The organism is Pedobacter nototheniae, assembly GCF_032678625.1.
In the GTDB taxonomy this organism is placed as follows: domain Bacteria; phylum Bacteroidota; class Bacteroidia; order Sphingobacteriales; family Sphingobacteriaceae; genus Pedobacter; species Pedobacter nototheniae_A.
In genome coordinates this window covers 457,183-478,358 of record NZ_JAVTSO010000001.1, presented here as the reverse complement: position 1 = coordinate 478,358, position 21,176 = coordinate 457,183, and the positions used below count along the sequence as shown (strand labels likewise).

17 protein-coding genes are annotated in these 21,176 nt (G+C 36.7%); 3 read left to right on the top strand and 14 right to left on the bottom strand.

All coding sequences use genetic code 11. The annotated features are described in order from the left end of the window. Positions 1–120: 120 nt before the first annotated feature. From R2Q77_RS02155 to R2Q77_RS02130, 6 genes are all read right to left on the bottom strand, one after another. On the bottom strand, positions 121–477 hold the full coding sequence (locus R2Q77_RS02155) for a VOC family protein (RefSeq protein ID WP_316802068.1): 357 nt from the start codon (positions 475–477) through the stop codon (positions 121–123). 9 nt (positions 478–486) lie between these two features. Then, on the bottom strand, positions 487–1,110 hold the full coding sequence (locus tag R2Q77_RS02150; RefSeq protein WP_316802067.1) for a GNAT family N-acetyltransferase: 624 nt from the start codon (positions 1,108–1,110) through the stop codon (positions 487–489). Between the two features lie 31 nt (positions 1,111–1,141). Further along, complete coding sequence (locus R2Q77_RS02145; protein WP_316802066.1) at positions 1,142–3,997, bottom strand: PD-(D/E)XK nuclease family protein; 2,856 nt, start codon at positions 3,995–3,997, stop codon at positions 1,142–1,144. A gap of 92 nt (positions 3,998–4,089) precedes the next feature. After that, positions 4,090–7,308: a UvrD-helicase domain-containing protein gene (locus tag R2Q77_RS02140; protein ID WP_316802065.1), complete on the bottom strand. Its 3,219-nt coding sequence runs from the start codon at positions 7,306–7,308 to the stop codon at positions 4,090–4,092. Between the two features lie 213 nt (positions 7,309–7,521). Continuing rightward, the gene (locus R2Q77_RS02135; RefSeq protein ID WP_316802064.1) at positions 7,522–8,316 is read right to left on the bottom strand and encodes a tRNA threonylcarbamoyladenosine dehydratase; all 795 of its coding nucleotides are present in this window, start codon (positions 8,314–8,316) and stop codon (positions 7,522–7,524) included. 70 nt (positions 8,317–8,386) lie between these two features. Then, positions 8,387–9,043, bottom strand: a complete 657-nt coding sequence (locus R2Q77_RS02130) for a TatD family hydrolase (protein WP_316802063.1) — start codon at positions 9,041–9,043, stop codon at positions 8,387–8,389. 182 nt (positions 9,044–9,225) lie between these two features. Here R2Q77_RS02130 and R2Q77_RS02125 point away from each other — a divergent pair, with 182 nt between their 5' ends. Then, positions 9,226–9,759, top strand: coding sequence for a thioredoxin family protein (locus tag R2Q77_RS02125; RefSeq protein WP_316802062.1), 534 nt, complete (start codon positions 9,226–9,228; stop codon positions 9,757–9,759). A 77-nt stretch (positions 9,760–9,836) separates the two neighbouring features. Here the strand turns inward: R2Q77_RS02125 and R2Q77_RS02120 are convergent, their stop codons facing one another. Together R2Q77_RS02120 and R2Q77_RS02115 are read right to left on the bottom strand one after the other, a co-directional pair. After that, positions 9,837–10,043 carry a hypothetical protein gene (locus R2Q77_RS02120; RefSeq protein WP_316802061.1) on the bottom strand — a complete coding sequence of 69 codons (207 nt, stop codon included), beginning with the start codon at positions 10,041–10,043 and terminating at the stop codon, positions 9,837–9,839. A gap of 59 nt (positions 10,044–10,102) precedes the next feature. After that, entirely contained in the window at positions 10,103–11,803 is a 1,701-nt protein-coding gene (locus R2Q77_RS02115) for a glycoside hydrolase family 3 protein (RefSeq protein WP_316802060.1), read from the bottom strand. Positions 11,804–12,007: 204 nt separating this feature from the next. Here R2Q77_RS02115 and R2Q77_RS02110 point away from each other — a divergent pair, with 204 nt between their 5' ends. Next, the gene (locus R2Q77_RS02110) at positions 12,008–12,187 is read left to right on the top strand and encodes a hypothetical protein (protein ID WP_316802059.1); all 180 of its coding nucleotides are present in this window, start codon (positions 12,008–12,010) and stop codon (positions 12,185–12,187) included. Positions 12,188–12,290: 103 nt separating this feature from the next. On the opposite strand, the gene R2Q77_RS02105 is transcribed toward R2Q77_RS02110, so the two are convergent. The 4 genes from R2Q77_RS02105 to R2Q77_RS02090 form a co-directional block, all read right to left on the bottom strand. After that, entirely contained in the window at positions 12,291–12,821 is a 531-nt protein-coding gene (locus R2Q77_RS02105) for a DinB family protein (protein ID WP_316802058.1), read from the bottom strand. Between the two features lie 84 nt (positions 12,822–12,905). Further along, entirely contained in the window at positions 12,906–13,571 is a 666-nt protein-coding gene (locus tag R2Q77_RS02100; protein WP_316802057.1) for an NAD-dependent epimerase/dehydratase family protein, read from the bottom strand. Between the two features lie 13 nt (positions 13,572–13,584). Continuing rightward, entirely contained in the window at positions 13,585–14,328 is a 744-nt protein-coding gene (locus tag R2Q77_RS02095; RefSeq protein WP_316802056.1) for a hypothetical protein, read from the bottom strand. 83 nt (positions 14,329–14,411) lie between these two features. Beyond that, positions 14,412–14,765, bottom strand: coding sequence for a nuclear transport factor 2 family protein (locus R2Q77_RS02090; protein ID WP_316802055.1), 354 nt, complete (start codon positions 14,763–14,765; stop codon positions 14,412–14,414). A gap of 313 nt (positions 14,766–15,078) precedes the next feature. Here R2Q77_RS02090 and R2Q77_RS02085 point away from each other — a divergent pair, with 313 nt between their 5' ends. Then, the gene (locus R2Q77_RS02085; protein WP_316802054.1) at positions 15,079–15,852 is read left to right on the top strand and encodes a M57 family metalloprotease; all 774 of its coding nucleotides are present in this window, start codon (positions 15,079–15,081) and stop codon (positions 15,850–15,852) included. Positions 15,853–15,961: 109 nt separating this feature from the next. On the opposite strand, the gene R2Q77_RS02080 is transcribed toward R2Q77_RS02085, so the two are convergent. Both R2Q77_RS02080 and R2Q77_RS02075 read right to left on the bottom strand, forming a co-directional pair. Then, positions 15,962–19,165, bottom strand: coding sequence for a PEP/pyruvate-binding domain-containing protein (locus tag R2Q77_RS02080; RefSeq protein WP_316802053.1), 3,204 nt, complete (start codon positions 19,163–19,165; stop codon positions 15,962–15,964). A gap of 142 nt (positions 19,166–19,307) precedes the next feature. Next, complete coding sequence (locus R2Q77_RS02075) at positions 19,308–20,885, bottom strand: Na+/H+ antiporter (RefSeq protein WP_316802052.1); 1,578 nt, start codon at positions 20,883–20,885, stop codon at positions 19,308–19,310. Positions 20,886–21,176 lie beyond the last annotated feature (291 nt).

The window sequence follows — 21,176 nt, the reverse complement described above, 5'->3', positions numbered from 1 at the left end:
TAATTATGCTTAGTTAATAAGATTTTGGCAGGATTTTAAAGTCTATATTTATTGATTTTTGCCCGAAGTGTAAAATAATATTGGGTAATTGTATTTTTGAAATGGTGTTTGTATTAAAGCTTATGCTTTTTTCGAAATATCTTCTCCAAAGTGGATGATATTGCCATTGTTGTCTAAAATAGAAAACTGGCGCATTTCCCAGGGCATATCTTTTACTTTTCCGTTTGGATGTATAACGCCTTGTTTTTGATAATCTGCATACAGTTCATCAACATGAGTTACATAAATGTAGCAACCTGTGTTTTTAGGAATACTTTCATCTTCAGTTGGCCAAAAATGTAAGCCAATTTCATCTTTACTAAGAATTAAATAGCCATCCCAGTTATTATGAAAAGTGAACCCTAATTTTTCTATATAAAATTTTATGGTTTCGTCGGCATTTAGGGAGGCAAGAATTGGGGTTGCAGCTTTAAGCATAATTTAAATTTAGTGATTGGGGTTTAATAGACCATAAATTTCACTGTCTAAAAATTGTCCTCTAAAATAATAGTCTTCTTTAAAATAGGCTTCTTGAACAAAGCCGTGTTTTTTTAAAATCTGTCTTGATGCATCGTTCTCCGGATTAATATTTGCTTTGATTGAATGGAGATTAATGTTTTCAAAACCAAAGGCAATGGTTTTAACGAGTGCTTCAGATATAATTCCTTTTCGCCAGTAATCGGGGTGCAGCATATAACCAATCTCTGCCCTGTGGTTGGCATAATCGGTTCGCCAGTAACCAATTGTTCCAATCATTTGTTCCGGATTTTCTTTTAAGGCAATTACCCAAGCAAGGTTATCTCCTTTTTCAAAACCTTCATTAAAAGCTTTAACAAAGGTTTTTACTTCAAAAATATTTTTAGGCCTTTCTCTGTCGATATATTGCATCACCGTTTCATTGGTTCGCATTGCAAATAGGCTGTCTGCATCAGTAATGGCATGTTCCCGAAGAATTAATCTTTCGGTTTCTAAATTGGGGAAGCTGGTGAAATTTAGGTTTAGCATTTTTAAGTTCTTCTTTTTTACAAATTCAAATTTTTGAATGATGGATTTTTTGATTCTACCATTCATCGCCATTTATGGAAGTCAATAACGATGAGGTTTATTTACCAAACAAGGTTTTATAAATGGAATATTTATAATTATCGGGCACTTCACTGGCCTTGAAATATGGGGCGCCAAACAATTCAGCTAATTTTTCTCTTAAACGGTCTAAAAATTGGGGTTTAATTTCTTCCAGGAAATCTCCAGATAAATTCTGTCTGCCGGTTTTAAACCAGATGCCATCTTTATTCATCGTTTTTACAATATATAAATTGGGCTCTACACAGGTTTTGCCCGAAAACTGCTCGTAAGCATAAGTATAAAGTAAGGTTTGGATAAGGGCTTTATTGATGTGTTTTCCGTCCGAATTAAACAATTCATCAATATCTTTAAAAGCCAGTTTGTCGCTCCCGGTTTTATAATCGATAATTTTTGTGATGCCATCTTTAACGTCGACCCTATCGATATAACCGAATATTTTTACGCTTTCTTCTTTTCCGTTTAGCGGGAAACTGATTTCTGCTTCTACCTTTTGTTCTAAGCTAATAATATTGAAAGGTGTTTGCGATATATCCTGATTCAGAATAATATTTACATAAGCATCTACAATGGATAAAATTACCTTTTGCATGCCTTTGTATTCAATAACTTTGTTAGGATTATTAAACATAACGGAGTTAAAAGCTTTTTGAATCAGTTCGGGTACTTTTTTCTTGCGTTCATTTATTCGTTCGGCGGTAATTTCTGCAGGCCTTAAATCCTGATAGAAATATTCCATCACTTTGTGCAAAATAGAACCAATTTCATTTGCTTCTACAACGGCGCTGATTTCTTTGGGCTCTTTAATTCCGGCAATGTAATTGAAGAAAAAATCAATGGGATTAGAAATGTATTGCGTTAAGGCTGATGGAGAAAGTATTTTTTTCTTATCCAGGTATTTTTGCAGCGTTTCCTGAATAAAAGCATTTCCTGTTTTTTCAATCTGAATATCTTTAAACGATTCGGTTTTAATGTCGAGGTTCAACTCGTTATAAGTAAAGCCAAAGCCACTTTCATATTCCAATTGCTTTAAAATTCTGCTGGCCTCGCCCGAGGTCGATTCATCGGTAAGGCTGTTGTAAACAAAGTTGATGTTTTTTGCCCTTTGCATTAAACGATAAACCATGTAAGATGAAATGGCGTCGAGATTTTCCAGAACGGGCAAGCCATAAACACGGCGAATGGAATCGGGAATGAAACTATTACCGATGGATGATTTAGGAATGATACCTTCATTAAAGCCTAAAATAACAACCTTGTCGAAGTTTAAATTTCTGGTTTCAAGTAAACCCATTACCTGGATTCCGTTCAGTGGATCGCCCGAAAGCGGAACTGAAATGGCTTGTAGTGATTTTTGGACAAGATAAATTACAAAAGGAATTTCTTCCTTACCTATGTGTTTGCCAAAAGTATCGTGCAGGCGGTTTAATTCCTGGATGGTTTTAACAAATAATTCAGCATCAATCTTTTTAAGTGTTTTCGTATCCGATAAGCGGGTTAAAACAAAATCAAGAACATTCGATAAATAGGTTACTACGTTTTCTGGCTTATCTGTTTTTTTATAGAAAACTTCAAATAACCCGCTTTGTCTTAATAAACGTTGATGGTCGATTTCGACCTCATTTTCATTTAACAGGGCTGTTTGAATCTTATCACGCATTTTTTGACTTAATCCTGCCAGTGGATGCGTTAAAAAAGCTTCGACACTTTTATAGGAAACTTTATGGTGGTGCAAAATTTCGAGCTGACTGCTCAGCCATAAATCGGCCAGGCCAAAAATACTCGAAGTAGCCAAAGCAAAACCCATGGTAACGTTAAGGTCTATTTCTTTGCCGTTGGTTGAAGTTGGAATGGTTTGCAAGGTTGGGATGAGCAAACTTTCATCTGCCAAAACAACAACTGTTTTTCCAATAGTTTCAGCGCCGGTATAATCCTCTTCTAAAATGTTGTTGAGAATTTTTGCCTGCGCGGATTGGCCCTGCACTTTGAAAACATTTACATGGTGTTCGGCCGTTTTTATTAAACTCTCATGTCCTTCAAAAACATTTTTCAGGCCAAGCTGATTGATGTTTTTTCTTAAAAATAAACCAGCTTCCTGTGCCTGGTCGTCCAGGTAGTAACTATCGGCATCAAAATAAAAAAGAGCTTTTCCTGCTTCCTGTAGTTGAGTAAATATCTTGGCCTCCGCACTGCTTAAAGCATTAAATCCAACGAAAACGATTTTTCCTTTATCAAAACTTGAAAGAAATTCCTGATGGTTATTAATGTCATCAGCCAAATGGCGATAAACCGAGCCGTTGGTTAAGTAACCTTGTTCTTTTAAAGTTGCATGAAATTTATGGTAAAGTTTGGGCATCCTGCGCCACATCTTAATGAATAATTCCTGCTGTTTTTTATGTTTACCCTCTGAATAAGAGGTCCAGAATTGAGAAAGAAATTCATATTGCTCGGGACTCAGGTAATCAAATTCTTTATTGATGACTGAAATATCTTCTAAATCACGGTACAGCTTTTCGGCATCAACTAAATCGCTGTCGATCTGATTAAAATCACTTAAAATGATTTTAGCCAGCGGAAAAAACTTATGACTAGAAATGGTTTCGAGTTTTTCCTCTGTTAAAAGCTGGTTATAAATTTTATGTAAGGTGAAAAACTGCAGGTAAAAATCGGCAATTTTAAAATTGGTTGAGTTTGCAAAGAACTCTTGTATAGTATAAATAGATGGACTGAAAAATGGCTTTTGTATAATATCTGCCAAATGTTTTTGTAAATATGCAGATGGACGTTTGTTGTTAAAAACAATGGCGCAATTTTGCAACTGATCTTTAAATCTGCTCACTAAATCTTCGGCAACTTCCTGTAAAAATGGTTTCATGTTTAAATTAAAGATTTGAGTGGTAAGCCTTATTATTTAGTTGTAATTCAATTATCATTTTACCGACATACAAGTTATTTGCTTCTTTCATTTTATACTAATTTTAAGCGGCTGCTTAGTGCATAAAACAAATAAGATTTTATATTGCTGTAACCCATTTGGGCTAACAGGTTTTTATAATTTTCAACCTGTTCAATGTGTTTGTTACTTTCTTCCAGGGTAAACTTATAATCCAGGATAATTACTTCATCCGCATTAATTAAAACCCGGTCAGGGCGGTGTAGTTTGCCATGCGTATCGATAATACTTTTTTCAGTAATGCTTTCTGTTGCGCTTTGCAAAATCAGCTTTAAATCTTCGTGGTTTAAAACTTCCATTACCGATTCCTTTAAAAGTAATTTTTCTTCTTCTTGTATAATTCCCTGTAAAACCAGGTTCGTAATGTAATCATTAACTTCTTTTTCGGTAATAGCATTTGCTAAAATATCATGCAGCAGAGTGCCCTTTCTTCCCGATTTTTCGATATTTACCAAATGTTTCAAATGTTTTTCTTCAGATGGAACATAAAGTTCGGATAGGCGCGTAGTGGTTGGATAACTTTTTAAGTTAATAAAATTGCTTTCTTCAGCTTTACTTTCGTACTGGATATAATCTACAATTTCATATGCACCATTTTCATCAAAATTATCTTCAAAAGTAAAATTAATTACATCGCCCATGTTCGTCAGTTTTAATTCTTTCTTAGCCATAGTGGCGATGTATAAATAATCTTTTGAACGTGTTGTAGCTACATAAAGCATGTTTAGCGCATCCATATTATTGTAGAGCAATTCTTCATAGTATGCCTTTGCAATAGCAGAATCAGCCAAATCTTCGTTGTACTTTAAAGGAATTCCGCGAAGTTCCTTATAAACGGTGTCTTCTGATGAAACCCAGAATGTTGAATTTGCTTTTCCTTTAATTTCCCAGTTACAAAAAGGAACGAAAACAGCCCTGAAAGCCAGTCCTTTAGATTTGTGGATGGTGATAATCTGAATGGCGTCAGCTCCTTCAGGTGAGGGAAGTGATTTTCTTACACCATCTTCATCCCACCAGGTTAAAAAGGAAATAATACCTTTCTCGCCAAGTTTCCCTGCATTTGCAGCTAAGTCTCTAAAAGCCAGCAGGTAAGGAAGGTGCTGTGTTAGGTCTTTTAAACCATATACTTCAATTAAAATTTCGACCAATTCTGGTAATGGGAGTTGCAACCAGGATTGCCAGTTTTCGCATAACGACTGAGGTAATACGGCTTTTAGTGCGCTTAACGAGGTGTTATTGAGATTTAAATAATGATTGGCATTTGCTTCCTTATTGTGGAGCGAGTGGTAAAGTGCAATACAATTTGCCTTGTAAAGAGCCGTTTGAGCATCCAGTCCAATCAGGGTTTTTAAGGTGTTTATGATTAAACCCACTGCAGAGTTGTTGGAAATTAACAAGGCATCTCCTGAGAGGACAGGTAATTTTTGCTCCATTAATTTTTGAACAGTCAACAGGGCTTCGCTATTGGAACGCACCAAAATGGCAATGTCTTTCAGGGCGTAATTTTGCTCGTCTTTAAGACGGAAAATTTCCTGAATCACATCATTTATGGCAACATCCCTAAAAACGGTCTCGGTAAAACGGGCTTCGTTTAGGGCCTGCTCCTTACCAAATTTTTTTATTTTTATTGTTCCACCTTTTAAGGTGTTTGAGGCAAAATTTTGGGTTGATCCGGCATAAATATCGGTAATAATTTGACTGTAATGCTGCTCGTTCCACCAGGAAGAAATGCTTTCTGGCTTGCCAGCTAAATTTTGGTTTAACTCGCTTTGCAGGGTTAAGGGAATGGACCGATAAAGAAAGTTATTAAAAGTAATGATGTTTTCGGTGCTGCGATAATTTTCTTCCAGACTTTCTTCTACCACATTATGGGCGCCAACATCTAATTTTGCGTGTTTATGCAGAATATTCCAATCGCCGTTACGCCACCTGTAAATAGATTGTTTTGTATCTCCAACAATTAAATGGTCGATTAAATCCTGGCTTGGTGTAGCAATGGCATTGGTTAAAAGCGATTTAAAACTTCCCCATTGGCTTGTTGAGGTATCCTGAAACTCATCAAACAAAAAGTTACGATACCTATTGCCAACTTTTTCCCAGATAAAGGAAGGGTTATCTCCTGCATCTTCTGTAATTCCGGAAATTAATTTCTGTGCATCGCTGATTAACAGGTTGTCGTTCTCAGCGCGGTACTCTTTAAGCAAAACAGCGATTTCCTGCATCAACCTTAAATAATACAGGTTTTTGTTAAAGGCAATGGCAAGACTGTAATTTGGTAAATAATCTAAATAATGGGTTTTTATCTGCTTTAAAATTGGGTTTACAATTTCGAAAGCTTCAGGGAAATTTGTGTTCTTTTGGAACCATTCTTCAGGTTCATCAATGTGTTTAAAGAGGGGTTCAATCTTTGAAAAATCGCCTCGTGCAACTAAAATAATCTTCGCCAAAGCACTCCTTGATTTTCCCTTCAGATGCTCATTTTCTACGCCTAAAACACTAAGCGCATCGTGTGCATCGGTTGCCAATCTGACCACTTCTTCTTCGAAATTTTTAATTTCAGCTTTAGTAAGGTTAATGTATTTCTTAAAAAGATCGTCGATATTTTCAAGTCCTAATGCCTCAACAGCAGATTCAAAAACCTGAAAGCGTTCGGAGAAAATTTCACCTATTAAGTTATAAAGTTCAATTTTATAATTCCAGCTTTTATTGTCGCTAATACGCTCAATGGCCAAATCAATAATCCATTGCAAAAGCTGTTTATTGTCGTTCAGCGCTTCATCCAGTTTATTAACCAAATCGTCTTTCACCTTGTCATAATTCATTTCTAAATTATAATCAGCGTTTAAACCAAGCTCAAAAGCAAAACCGCGGATTACTTTTTGCACAAAACCATCGATAGTACTTACCGAAAAGCGGCTGTAATCGTGAAGGATTTTGCGGTAAATTTTATCTGCTTTTGATTGTAATTCCTGCGCACTGAAATTGGGGTAAGCAAGCAGGATTAATTTTCGATAATCTTCTATTTTTTTTGAGGGATTTCCTTTTGCCAACCCAACAAGTACCTCTAAAATCCGGGATTTCATTTCTTCTGTAGCCTTGTTGGTAAAGGTTACGGCTAAAATTTCGCGGTATTTATTTTCGCCGCTAAAAAGCAAGATCAGGTAATGCGCAGTAAGACTGAATGTTTTACCTGAACCGGCAGAAGCTTGAAGGATTTTAAGGGGTTGGGGCATTTTATTTTATATTTTTAATCACTACCGGTATTTGTATTTTAAATACTCCTGGAGGTATTGGAGGCTAAAATTTTTGTTGCATATTATTACTACACCCCTTTAATTTTCGTCTCGATTTATTTGGAGGTTACCTTAAAGGGTTGCTGGTTAATAAACGTACAACAAATTAAAATTTTCCCGAAATCATGATATCAACAATGTGTTGAAGAAAATTTATGCGCTTTTCTTTTTCTTCTTAGCTAAAACCTTGTGGCTGATCCGCGCCGGACGTTCTGCCATTTCAATAGGAAGATTCAGTAAATCGCGTACAACTACAGATGCACAGGCACCTCCAAAAGCTGCGGGTAGGTAAGAAACGGTACCGTATGCAGATCTTTTAAAGTTGCTTCCATCTGTCATAATCATCGCGTTTTTATCCATTTCCTCTGTTGAAAAAACAGCTTTGATTTTTCCGGCATTGGCCAGTTTATTTAACCTTTTACGTATATAGCTTGCAAAAACACACTGGTAAGTATCCGGAAGTAAAGTAATTCGTAATCTTGTTGGGTCCATTTTACCTCCTGCTCCCATTGAACTTACAATAGGGATATTTTTTTCCAAGGCAGTAGAAAGTAAAGTGATTTTTGGCATTACGCTATCTATACAATCCATTACGTAATCGTATCGGGCTTCCAAAATTTCCCTGCATTTTTCGGGTGTTAAGAAAGCATTTATTACATGTAATTTTAATTCTGGATTAATAGCCAATAAACGTTCCTGCATAATCTGTGCCTTGCTAACACCATGATTGGTAGCCAAAGCAGGTAGTTGCCTGTTTCTATTGGTTGGATCAACTACATCCCCATCCACAATCGTCATTTCGCCAATGCCCGATCGACAAATAAATTCGGCAGCAAAAGAACCAACACCGCCAAGTCCAATAACTAAAACGTGCTTGCTTTGCAATTTCTCGATTCCAGCATCTCCAACAAGTAGGGCAGAGCGCGAAAGCCAGGTGATATCAGACATACAACTTTGTTTTTATAGCACATAAACACAAAGAAAATAATATCCTTTTAGTGTGTATGCAGCGGATTTATTATAGTAAGTTTAATTTTTTCCAGTCGGCAAAAATACAAGCTTTAAGGGCTTCTACACTACAGTTTTTTAAATTTGCTGCAGTTTCATATATTTCCTCAATTGAAATTTCCACCTCATCAGTTTCTAAAAAGAAATGGTCTGTTGTGGACAGCAGCTTTGCCGCGCCCGAATCGGGGTTTAATATGGCTTTGCCAAATGATAACATAAAGCCTTTAGCCATTAATTGCTTGCCGAGTTCCTCGTTTTTATTGAAGCCATGAATAATCATCGGCACTTTTACTTTTAGCTTTTCTTTAATTTCAATCAGCGTTGAAAAAGACTTTACGCAATGCAGAATAATGGGTTTATTTAGCTGCTCCGCAATTGCAATTTGATGCTCCAAAATGATCGTTTGATTTTCTAAACTCTCCCCTCTTAGTTTATCTAAACCGCATTCGCCAATCATTTTTACATTGGGCTGCTTTGCCAAAACTTTCAAATACTTCAACTGTGTATCCAATTTATCGATGGTTGCATACCAGGGATGCAAACCAATGGAGATAGGCTTGGTTTTAGGCATAGCCAAAAAGATATCGCTGGTTAACGACAAGCTCTGGATGCTGGTTACATCTTTTTTCTGAGCAGCTTTATGGGTATGTATATCTAAAAAATCCATTGAAAGGCAAATATAATCTTTTGAGGGTTATGTAAAACGGCAAGATGGATGATAACAAAGTTGTTTAATTCCATTGCAGGGTTGTATTTCTTCTTTTAATGTACTCCCTCTGTAAAGAATTTGCGAATAATCTATAACCATACCAAGCTTTGTTACATTTGTAAAATCATATTGTATAGATTATGAAAACGATATTAACTTTATTGGTTGCAGTATTTATTTCTACTGCATCATTCGGACAGGCTAAAAAAGATGCTGTTCATATTTATAACCCACAAGCCAATGCTAAAGCAGATATTGCAGCAGCGGTTGCGAAAGCGGCTAAGGAAAACAAGCATGTTTTAATTCAGGTTGGTGGCAACTGGTGTGTTTGGTGTATTGCTTTCCACAATTTGGTAGATAGTACGGCTACATTGAAAAAATATATTAACGACAATTTTGAAACGGTATTGGTGAATTATAGCCCGGAGAATAAAAACGAAAGTGTTTTAGCCGATTTAGGTTATCCTCAACGTTTTGGTTTCCCTGTGTTTTTAGTTTTAGATGGTAAAGGAAAAGTGTTGCATATCGAAAACTCATCGTATTTAGAAAGTGAAGAAGTTGCTGCAAATGGAAAAAGAAAAGTTGGACATGATGTTAAAAAGATCACTTCATTTTTAAAGGGCTGGACAACCACAGCGGTTAATCCGGAAACTTATAAGGCGAAAGCGAAATAAGGTAAAAGAGCAAAATTCAGGATGTAAATCCTTAATAAGAAAGCCGAAGATGATCAATCATCTTCGGCTTTTGTTTTTTAATCATCTAAATCTTCTTCATTCTCATTGTCATCCAGATTGAGCTCATAAGAGGCTTTGGATGCTTCATCAGCCTGGTCAAGCATATCTTTGTCATGTTCTATGCTGATATCGTCGCCACTAATCTCTTCTATCCCATCAACACCATCTTCTCTGCGTAATGCATCATTCGGATCGTCCGAATAGTTATCTTTTGGGTCTATCATAACATTTATATTTTATTCTATGATAAGTGTTTTAGACCTGAAATTGTTTTAGAAAAGCCTTATAAACCGTCGCCAAATTTATAAAAAGGAGCAATACTAACCGGTAATTTACCTGTGGGAACCAACCTGCTGTTAATTACTGCTGCAGCAGATATCTGCATATAATCTTCTTTTTGATAAGCTACAACCAAGCCTTTACTTTTTTCTAATCCTGGTAAACCGGCCAAATTATATGGATTTGCAAATAATGCGAAAACAGCTTTTTTACCAGCAAGTTCTGTAATGAAATTTTTAACTCCTGCATTTAAAGGAATATTATTTGCCGGTCTTGAGCGGCTATCGTGAATGCCTACAATAACCTGGTCAAAAGCACCAATTTCTCTGGCTATGTTTGAAATCTGACTCGCAGTAGCATCTTTATCCAATACGTAATAAACCGAATTATAAAATCCTTTGGATATTTCTTTCTGGAAAACCGTTACCGATGGTACACCAATACTAATAATGGCCGTTCTTCTGATTGGAATCAGGTTTTTAATATAATCTTTACCCTTTAGTAAAGTAACTGATGCATTGGCAAGTTCCTGTACAAGTGCATTGCTGGCTTTACGGTTTACATCTGCAACAACACCCTGGGTTACCACTGTATCTCTTTTGTACAATCCAGCCCAATATTTAGCCGTTAAAATTTTACGTACACTGGCATCAATAACCTTCATGTCAATCCTGTCCTGTCTTACCGCTTTACGCACCAATTTAATGGCCCTGTCGCTATTTTCAGAAAGCTCCACAATGTCGTTACCGGCAATAATACCCATTAAATCAGCTTCTCCGTCTTTAAAATACTTTACCACACCTTTCATATCCATGGCGTCAGAAATAATTAAACCTTTAAAGCCTAACTTTTCCTTTAAAATACCTGTAATAATGGGTTTAGAAAGTGTAGATGGTAGGTTCGGGGTATTGTCTAAAGCCGGAATATTCATGTGCGCAACCATAATGCCCGATGCGCCTTGTTTAATCAGCTCCTTAAACGGATACATTTCCAAAGTATCTAAGCGGGTTGCACTAAAGTTAAGCTGCGGTAAATCGTAATGCGAATCTACATCTGTATCGCCATGCCCCGGAAAGTGTTTAAGTGTAGTTAACAAACCACCATCCTGCATTCCTTTCATGTAAGCGCCAACTTTCGAAGCCACATTATATTTGTTTTCGCCAAAAGAGCGGTAATTAATCACCGGATTTTTAGGGTTATTATTTACATCTGCATCGGGTGCTAAGTTCATTTGCATCCCCATACGTTTATAATCTTTAGCAACCTCAAGCCCCATTTTATAAAGTAATTCTTTATTCTGGATGGCGCCTAAAGTCATTTGGTAAGGATAGGAAATGGTACTGTCTAAGCGCATGCCCAAACCCCATTCGCCATCGTTCGAAATAATTAAAGGTACACGACTTACTTTTTGATAAGCATTGGTTACTGCTGCCTGTCTGCCGGGCCCGCCCTGAAAAAATACAACTCCTCCAAGTTGTTCTTTTTTGATCACCACGCCAACAGAGTCAGAATACTTTTTACCCAAATTGGTATGAGCCCTAACAAAAAACATTTGGGCAATACGTTCTCTGCGGTTTAATTTATTAAAAACAGAATCAACCCATTTAGGCTGATTGGCTAACATTTCTAAATAAGTTTTTTGCTGTGCAAAGCCCGAAAAAGCGGCAGAGCATAAAATAACAAGGATAATTAAAATTTTTCTCACGTGTGTTTTGTTGTCTATCTGATGTGCTAAATTAGTAATCAAAAGCTCAATTAAACAAAAACCAGTCCATGTAATTGATTTTATACAATAAATAGTTGAAAATGATAACAGTTAAGCCGTTTTAAAAAAATAAAACATAATACTTAACCTGTGGTTGTATATATAACGCTTCTTGTAATTCTTGTTAACTTAAATTATAAAGCCATGAAAAACACAAGCACACCAAAAAACAACCCAACCACGCAGGGGAGTTCAATAGCCGACAGAGCCAACCACGATGTAAAAACGGATAAGAAAATTCAAGGCATTACTAATGGCGGTGGCCAGCGGTCTGATCAAACTTCAAATAAAGATAATGAGCGGAAACGCGAGCACAAAAGCTAATAAAACCTGTCTATAAGAAAACCGTCATCTTGAGCTTGCCGAAATGCTTAGGCTAACCCACGGCAAGCTCAAGTGACAAATTAATTTAATTAAAGCTGCGCTATTATCTTGCGTTTACATTGTAATAGTTATAATCTGTCATTGGAGCATCCGTAATTCCTAAATTATGGCAAATAGTGATAATTTGACCTCGATGGTAAGTGCTGTGGTTAAATACCTGCAGTATGTATTCAAAGTTCTGGAAGTTTGAATGAAACCATGGGCTTTGAACAAAAACATTTTCTTCAAGTGCCGCAATTTCCAGATCATTAATATAATTGGCTAATGTTTCCGATTGCTGGAGCAACAAATCAAATACTTCATGTACATCACAGTAATATGAGGATTTAAAAAAGGTTGTTTTACTTATAATAGAAAACCAATACTCCTGGGTTTGCAAAATATGAATCAAGGTTGCTTTAACACTTGTAAAGCTTGATTTAACTTCTTTTTCAAGCAGCGTTTCCGGGTGTTTTTTAAGCCAGTTTACAAGCATCATGTTTGCCCAAAAATTATAATTGGCATAATTCTTCATTAACTCCGTAATGGCATTTCCTTTCACCATAGTTTTTGGTCTTAATTGTTCCTGTATCATAGTTGTATTTGTTTTTACAAATTAAACGCAGGCAACTGACAACCCTATGGCAGTATGAAATAGAATGAAAAAATAATTTTTAAATTATGCTTTAGCCATTTCAATAATGTCTTTCCCTTCTACAATCTTTCTTTCATTTTTTCGATCGAGGGTATTTATCATGGCTAAACTTAATTCTTGCATCGTGCAAAAACCTTTAGGGTAAATGGCTCTTCCAATCGGGAATAACCAGTTAATATATTTATAAAATTTGTGCGTATGTTTTAATCCTTTTGTGGGTTTTATAAAACCGGGGCGGAAGTTAAAGACTTGTAAAAAAGGTAATTTCATTAAATCGTTTTCTGTTTTACCTTTTACCCTCGCCCAGGCAACCCTTCCTTTTTCGGTACTATCGGTACCACCCCCGGAAACGTAACAAAAAGTCATGTTTTCATTTAACTTGCTAAGTGTTTTGGCTACATGCATGGTTAAGGAATAGGTCATTTTATAATATTCCTCTTCAGCAACTCCAACTGAACTTATACCCAAACAAAAAAAGCAGGCGTTGTATCCTGTCAGCTCTTTTTCTATTGCTGAAAAATCAAAAAAATCGGCATGTATAATTTCTTTTAATTTAACATGGCTATAGGCGGAGGGTTTACGGTTAATAATCAGTACACGATCTATTTTTGGGTTTTGTAAGCACTCATGCAATACACCTTCGCCAACCATTCCAGTAGTACCGGTAATAATTACATTATTTCCTGTCATATTTATTTTAATATTAGTTGGGTTTCATAAATGCGGTGTAACTCTTTTTAATATAGGTCAAAATTTCGTAATCATTCATCTGTTTAATTTCAGAAACGGATGGTCTGTATTTCTGTATGAAATTTTGGAGCGAGTCTCCCTGCAATCCGGTAATTGAAGTGATTGTTTTTTCAGAAAAATGTTCTTCAATATATTTTTGATCCTCCGCAATTTCTTGAGCTGTTTTAAGGTTTGTAGGAACTGGTTTCTTACGCTTAAATAAACTTGCCACTTTTAGTAAATCCACCGAGGCAATACTCGAAGTGGAGTTTGAGGCTAAACCAGCGAATTCTGATTTTCCTCGTAAGCCTTTTTGCACCAGAACATTGCCGAACATAGGGGCCTGGTAAACCTGCATATTGGCATATTCTTGCTGCAGTTTTGAAATTTCTTTAGAATAATTTTTTCTCGCGTTTACGGTTATATCACTTAAATCAATTGAAATGGGTGTAAGGTAGATTAAAACACTATCTTTTTTCAGTGGATTTACATCATAAGGTTCGTAGCCGATGTGCTTAATGGTGATTTTTTGAGAGGTGCCGAGCCTGGTTAAAATAAATTTACCATCATTACCTGTTTTAGAAACCTGTGAGCCATAAATAACCATTGCGTTAACAACGGGTAGTTTGGTAACTAAATCCATTGCCTGGCCACTTAGCTGCTGAGCAAAAGCCTGGGTAGAAATAATAATTATTGCGAGTGATAAAATGTATTTCATGTTTAAAACGTATTGGGGAAGTTATACTTTAAAAGGGTGGCTTTCATAAATTTAACAGAACTTAACGAAATATGTTTTAAACATTAAGTTGGTTTATTCATCAGGTAGCTGGTTAATTTTCTGATTAATTCGTTTTCCATCTCAAATACATCACAAAATACCAGATTGATTACTTCACCATCTTTTCTTTTTGTTTTAACACCTCCTTCGGCAATTACGATGTTATTCTCTTCAATTAACCTGCTTATTGCTATTTCTGGCGGGCTAATAAAATGTTCATTTTCAATTTCCCGATCAAAAGCCTCTTTACCGGTTCTTAAATAAACACCTGGAAGTTCCCAAATTATATCATTGGTTAAGCAGGAAAGAATTTTTGAATGATCGTTGGTGTTAAATCCTTCCATATAACGATTTACAATTTCTTTATTCTTGCTCATAATTAGATTTTTCCTGTGATGAATTATGGTCTATTAAATATACCTGTTTAGTTTTACTCCTTGTGTGTTTATAAATAAAATATGGGATTCGATTTCTATTTGAAATGTAAAATATTTATGGCTGTTTAATTTGTTTTATATTGAAAATTAGTGTTTTATGTAAAAAAATAAATTAATATAGGTGTTCGTTGTAACCTCTGGCGTATGCGTAGTTGTTTCGTGTAAATTTAATTAAGGCTACTAAAATGTAAACATTTAGTTACATTATATTTGTTTCAGTAAGCCATTGAAAACAACCTAACTTATTAAACCTATGAAAAACATTTTTAAACAAATTGCCTTTGTTGCGTTTGCTGCAATGGTAATCGTTGCCTGTAGTAAGAAAAAAGATTCTATTACGCCAGATGCAGAACCACTTGCAAACCATTCGGAAAAAGTACTTCAGTACATAAAAGATCTTGGATTTCCGGCTTCCAGTATTGTAGATAACGGTAATGAATATATTGTGGAAGAAGATATTCTCTTCCCTAAAAATATGGAGGTGCCAACATCTACTGGAGGTGCAAAAACAGAGCAGTATTATACAGGCAGTATCGTAAACAGCACCAATAAAGTAAACATCAGAGTTTTTGTAGATCCATCCATGACTTCTATGAATAGCGAAATAACCAGCGCCATTGCTCAATGGAATGGAGTAGCAGGCTCTACTTTGCGTTTTAATATTGTAACCAGCGGCACGTATGATATTTTAATCAAAAACGAAGCTTTAACAGCGCCTCCGGGTTATGTTACCTGCGGCATGGCGGAGTTTCCATCGGCTGGAAAAGCAGGTACGCTTGTTCGCATCAATAAAACGGCTATTGCAGGAAATTCTTTCGCACAACGGGCAAGAACAATTTGCCATGAATTAGGACATTGTATTTCATTCAGACACACCAACTGGTCTGCACAAGGCGAATCATCAGCCACCAATGTTCCGGGTGTAACCGGAACAGACGCATCATCACTTATGAATGGTGGGCAGTGTAATTCTGGTGCGACTGTATTATCTCAAAAAGATAAAGATGCTACCGCGGCGCTTTATTAAAAAATAAGGCTAATTAATCATCTAAAACCTCAATGGCTTACCAAGAAAAGCTTCGGCATTATGCCGAAGCTTTTTAGTTTTAAGCGGGCATTTATAATAAATCAGCTGCTTAAATAATTTCTACGTAGCCTTGTGTTCCATTTACCCTGATGCGCTGCCCATCTTTAATCAGCTTGGTTGCATTTTCTACCCCAACAACTGCCGGCAAGCCATATTCACGTGCAATAACTGCTCCATGTGTCATCAATCCGCCAACTTCAGTAACTAAACCTTTTACCGATACAAACAGTGGTGTCCAGCTCGGGTCCGTAAATGAGGTAACCAGTATATCTCCATCTTCCAGATGCACATTATCCATATTTAATATTACCCTTGCTCTTCCTTCAATAATTCCAGAAGAAACGGCTAAACCCACAATTGCTTTTGACGGGAGATTCTCTTTTTTGTATTGGCCTGTAATCACCTCGCCATCGGACGTGATTACCCGCGGCGGATTTAGTTTTTCATAGCGTTTAAGCTCTTCTTTTCGCTGACTTACCATTTCTTTATCTAATTTATTACAGCGTACAACTTCCCTAAACTCTTCAAAAGTGAGGTAGAATACGTCCTCTTTTTCGTAGATTACCTTAGTCTGTACCAGTTTTTCGGCTTCTTTTAGTAAAGCCTGCTTATAAAGGAAGTAACGATTCACCAATCCATATTTCGGATATTCACGATACCCCATAAAATTGCGGATCAGATCGATCTTTTGCTTGGTTTCCCTGGCTTTTTGTGCTCCATCGGGCAATTGCATTAACTGATGGAGCATCCATTGCTCTTTATGCAGCGCTTCTCGTTGCCCTTGTTCAAATTTCTGGGCGCTTGCATTGGGTTCAAAGTTTTTAATGTGATTTAGAATTATGGAAATAAGTGTAAAAGGTTTTTCACTCCAGCGTGTTTTAGTTATATCTATTTCACCGGCACAACGCATTCCATATTTATTTAGATAAGCATAAATTGATTCTTGCGCTTTTTTTCCGCCGTCAAAATCGATCAATCCATCTAAAAAATTATCCTCTTTTGCTTGTTTTAAATATTCAACCACGGTTGGGTAAGGACGGATTACATCTGCTACATCCAATAAGGCCAGTCCCATTTCGGAGGTGATGTTATTTTGTACAGATTGAGAAAGAGTGTCTGCAGCATTTTTTTCGCCCAGCCAGGCGTCCATCTTTTCATTAATCCATGAAGAAGCATTCATTGCAGCCATAATCACAGCCAAACTTTGCGGATTAAACAGCACCTTTTTTAATTCCTGGGTATCTTCTCGTATAAAATCAAATAAATCCGTTCCTGATCTGGTTATGATATTTTTTCTTAAATTTTCTATGGAGGCCTGGCTGTTGTTAATCAGGTCGGTAACAATTTCCGGGTCGTATTCTGTTGGTGTTTTAAAACTGGAATTTACTTTGTTGTTTTTTTTACATTTAATTAAAAAGAAAGGGTAGTTTTCTTCAACCGTTGTAACTTCAAGTAATCCATATTTATCAAATTCTGTAGAAATAGAATCTTTATCATAAAAAAACATTTTTACCCCTTCGAATATTTCATAACGATCTTTACTTACAAACTTTCCTTGCCCATAAGTAGCTGCTGTTTTTGAAATGACCGAAAAAAACATATAACCACCTTCAGTTAGTTGATTATAACAATCACGGATGAGTTTTTCCCTTTCATTGCTGTCTAATAAATGAATCAGCGCATGACAAAATATTCCATCGTAGATGGTTTTATCAAAAGGCATATCTGTTACAGAACCGTGGCGAATTACCATCTCTGCTCCATAATGTTTTCGCGCCATTTCAATAGCCGTTTTTGATAGTTCAATCCCGGTTACGGTTATTCCGTTGTCCGTAAAAATTTTAGCATTTCGTCCATAACCAAAACCTGGAATCAGGATATTTTTCACCGATTTATGGACAAAAAAATCTTTTACCAATGCCGCAGCGTTACAGGGCTCAAAACCCCACATTTCTTGCTTTTCAATGAAATTAGTTTCCCAGAATTCAGGTTTTTCAGGAGCTGCTGCATTTTTATTATCAGTTAATGGTTTTAGAAAACCGACCCTTTCGGTTATGGTAATGAGTGCATCTTTTATCAATAAATCGGAATGCGAAAAGGCTTCAATCAATTTTTTTCTGCCATCAGCAGAAGCAAGTTGCCTGGTAACATCAACAAACAATCTTCCACCTGCTATCTGCATCGGGGCAGGGGTTGTGAGCAGGAAAAAAGATAGGCCAAGTGGTTTCATTGCATCCGTCATCATCTGATTATGGCCGACCGATATATACACATGGTTTTCATCATCATTTGTTCCGGGAATGGGAAATAAGGTTGTAACTGGCCGACTTTGCACAATGTAAAATACATGATCAGCCAAACACCATTCTATATCCTGCGGGCAGCCGAAGTGTTTTTCGATCTGTTTTCCGATCTCTGCCAATTGTAAAATCTGATGATCTGTTAATACCTGCTCATTCTGTTGTGCAGTTTTAAGCGCCTCTACTTGCGTACCACCGGTTTTTAAAGAATAAATGGCCAGTTTTTTAGTCGCTATTTTTTTTTCGAGAATACTCTCCCCACTCACTTTGTATAGATCTGCATTTACCAGTCCCGATACCATGGCTTCACCCAATCCGAAACCAGCATCGATAGATGATATTTTTCTGTTTGAAGTAATGGGGTCAGCTGTAAATAAAATTCCGGCTGCCTGAGGAAAAACCATTTTTTGAACCACGACAGATAACCGCACTTTACGGTGATCGAAACCATTTTGAATGCGGTAAATTATGGCTCTATCTGTAAACAAGGAAGCCCAGCACTTGCTGATGTGGTTTAGAATTGCCTTTTTGCCAATGATATTCAGGTAGGTATCTTGTTGTCCTGCAAAAGATGCAGAAGGGAGGTCTTCTGCTGTGGCACTTGACCGTACAGCAAAAGCGTCTTCGTCTTTAAACGTGGAGAGGTAAGCTGTAATGGTATTGGCTATTTCCTGAGGAATGAGCGTGTGTTCAATAACCATTCTGATTTTTGAACTGATTTCGCTAATGGTTAAGCGATCCTCTACATTCAGAGTCGTTAATTGATCAATCAGGTGGCCAAGCGCCTGATTGTTTTCTGTGATTTTTAAATAAGCTTCAGTTGTTATACAGAAACCAGCCGGCACCTGTATTTCCTTGATTTTGCACAGTTCGCCCAAATTGGCACCTTTACCTCCTGTAAGTGGAAAATCAGATCTGTCAATCTCTTTAAAATTGATTGCATAAGTGCTCATATTGATGGCTTTAGCTAAATGTGTAAAGTCAAAAATATAAGGAATGATCTATCAAAACAACGTTTTAAAACTATATTTTTTGATGGATAATAATAAGCAAAACTATTGCGTTATCCATTTAGATAAACGCAAAGAATAGGGGCTAAATTATTTTTAGCCTTTCTTCCTCCAAGTCAATTTGGTACAACTGGGTGCGAATAATTTCTTCGTTAATGGTTGGATCTTTATTAAGCTCTGATAGAAACTGCCGCTGACTTTCGAGCATCTCCACAAATACAGATTTAATCTTATCGTCCATCCAATCGTCGTTGGCAGCCTTGGTTTTTTCTTCCCAGTGGCGTAATATTTTTTCCATTGCCCGGTGATCATGCAATTCATTCTCATATTTATTTTTGAGAAACTGGGAAATGTGCTGCCTTAGTTTTTGTTTTATTCTGTGATTTGCCTCCTCTTCAGGTTCTTCGTTTAACCCATCAAATAAGCGCGTTTTATTGATTAAATAAGGTAAGGTAAGTCCCTGCAACACCAGCGTAAGCAGTATAACGATAAAAGTAATGAACAGAATTAAGTTTCTGTGTGGAAAAGCATGCCCATCAAAGGCTACAGGTATAGAAAGGGCTGCCGCAAGAGAAACTACACCCCGCATACCTGTCCAGCCCAGTAAAAGAGGCATTAGCAGTCTTCTCTTAGTTGATGATGCACGCGGCGCAACGCCAGGGCGGAATATTAATGTTGTAATTAATGCTGCGTAAGAACTGATAATCCTTGCCAAAATTAAAACTGCTGTTACCAGCACACCGTAACCTATAGCTGTACTTAACGGAATCCCTTTTGATCTTAACCCATCGGTAATTTCGGGGAGCTCGAGTCCGATAATGAGAAATACAATGCCATTAAGTATAAAAACAAAACTTTCCCATACACTATAGCCTTTAATACGACTACTGCTGTTTAAAAAAATCAACCTTTTTGAAGACATGAATAAACCACCGGCTACAACTGCCAGTACGCCCGAACTGTGGACTTGTTCTGCTATCCAATACATAAAATAAGGTTCAATAAGGGTAAGTGCAATATCGGAGGGAGCATCTGTTGGCAATTTCTTATGCGCCTGCACAAATATCCATCCCAACAAAAGGCCGATGCCAATACCGCCAATAACCATCCAGAAAAAGGACATGGTGGCTTCCTGCCAAATAAATTGACCTGTACCGGTAGCAATTAAAGCAAATCGAAAAATAATAAGAGAGGACGCATCGTTTAATAAACTTTCTCCTTCTAAAATTGCTGAAGTAGATTTTGGGATTTTTACAAATTTAGTAATGGCACCGGTGCTTACTGCATCAGGAGGTGAAACAATGCCGCCTAATAAGAAACCCAGGGTAAGCGAAAATCCTGGAATAAAATAATTGGCAAACAATGCCACAGACAAGGCGGAAAAAAATACAACCAGGAATGCAAAGCTGCTGATAATGCGCCACCATTTTTTCATTTCTTTGAATGAAATAGACCAGGATGCTTCAAATAAAAGGGGCGGGAGGAAGATGAAGAATATAAGATCTGGATTGATTTTTACAACCGGTAATGCGGGAATAAAGCTAATGAGTAAACCTGCAACCACCAAAAGGATTGGATAGGCAATTTTAAGCCTGACAGCTAACATCTGCAAAAGTACAATAACGGCAATCATGGCCAGCAAAAAAGGTAATATACTATGCATTAGATAGAAGTTTAGTTCTTGGTGTCCAAATTATCGTTCAGCCAGTTAAAAAATTACCACATCATTTATAAACATGGAATTCCATTTTTCAGGTGCTTTCTTTGAACTATCGAAATCTAAAATATAAATTTCAACCGAATTAATCGCATTTTCATATTGTTTTGATGATCAGTGAATGCAGTATGGCAATGGGCTATTTATTTTCAATGATTTCCGCAAAGAGGAGCAGCTTAGTTACAAAAAATGAAAGAATGGCAATGACGTTGATAAAGGAAAGAATAGTTTAATTGT

Excerpts from the sequence above, each read along its gene's own strand:
- R2Q77_RS02150 (WP_316802067.1), bottom strand. The coding sequence starts at position 1,110 with ATGAATGGTAGAATCAAAAAATCCATCATTCAAAAATTTGAATTTGTA.
- R2Q77_RS02125 (WP_316802062.1), top strand. The coding sequence starts at position 9,226 with ATGAAAACGATATTAACTTTATTGGTTGCAGTATTTATTTCTACTGCA.
- R2Q77_RS02080 (WP_316802053.1), bottom strand. The coding sequence starts at position 19,165 with ATGAGCACTTATGCAATCAATTTTAAAGAGATTGACAGATCTGATTTT.
- R2Q77_RS02075 (WP_316802052.1), bottom strand. The coding sequence starts at position 20,885 with ATGCATAGTATATTACCTTTTTTGCTGGCCATGATTGCCGTTATTGTA.
- R2Q77_RS02145 (WP_316802066.1), bottom strand. The coding sequence starts at position 3,997 with ATGAAACCATTTTTACAGGAAGTTGCCGAAGATTTAGTGAGCAGATTT.
- R2Q77_RS02100 (WP_316802057.1), bottom strand. The coding sequence starts at position 13,571 with ATGACAGGAAATAATGTAATTATTACCGGTACTACTGGAATGGTTGGC.
- R2Q77_RS02155 (WP_316802068.1), bottom strand. The coding sequence starts at position 477 with ATGCTTAAAGCTGCAACCCCAATTCTTGCCTCCCTAAATGCCGACGAA.
- R2Q77_RS02140 (WP_316802065.1), bottom strand. The coding sequence starts at position 7,308 with ATGCCCCAACCCCTTAAAATCCTTCAAGCTTCTGCCGGTTCAGGTAAA.
- R2Q77_RS02105 (WP_316802058.1), bottom strand. The coding sequence starts at position 12,821 with ATGATACAGGAACAATTAAGACCAAAAACTATGGTGAAAGGAAATGCC.
- R2Q77_RS02095 (WP_316802056.1), bottom strand. The coding sequence starts at position 14,328 with ATGAAATACATTTTATCACTCGCAATAATTATTATTTCTACCCAGGCT.
- R2Q77_RS02110 (WP_316802059.1), top strand. The coding sequence starts at position 12,008 with ATGAAAAACACAAGCACACCAAAAAACAACCCAACCACGCAGGGGAGT.
- R2Q77_RS02090 (WP_316802055.1), bottom strand. The coding sequence starts at position 14,765 with ATGAGCAAGAATAAAGAAATTGTAAATCGTTATATGGAAGGATTTAAC.
- R2Q77_RS02085 (WP_316802054.1), top strand. The coding sequence starts at position 15,079 with ATGAAAAACATTTTTAAACAAATTGCCTTTGTTGCGTTTGCTGCAATG.
- R2Q77_RS02130 (WP_316802063.1), bottom strand. The coding sequence starts at position 9,043 with ATGGATTTTTTAGATATACATACCCATAAAGCTGCTCAGAAAAAAGAT.
- R2Q77_RS02120 (WP_316802061.1), bottom strand. The coding sequence starts at position 10,043 with ATGATAGACCCAAAAGATAACTATTCGGACGATCCGAATGATGCATTA.
- R2Q77_RS02135 (WP_316802064.1), bottom strand. The coding sequence starts at position 8,316 with ATGTCTGATATCACCTGGCTTTCGCGCTCTGCCCTACTTGTTGGAGAT.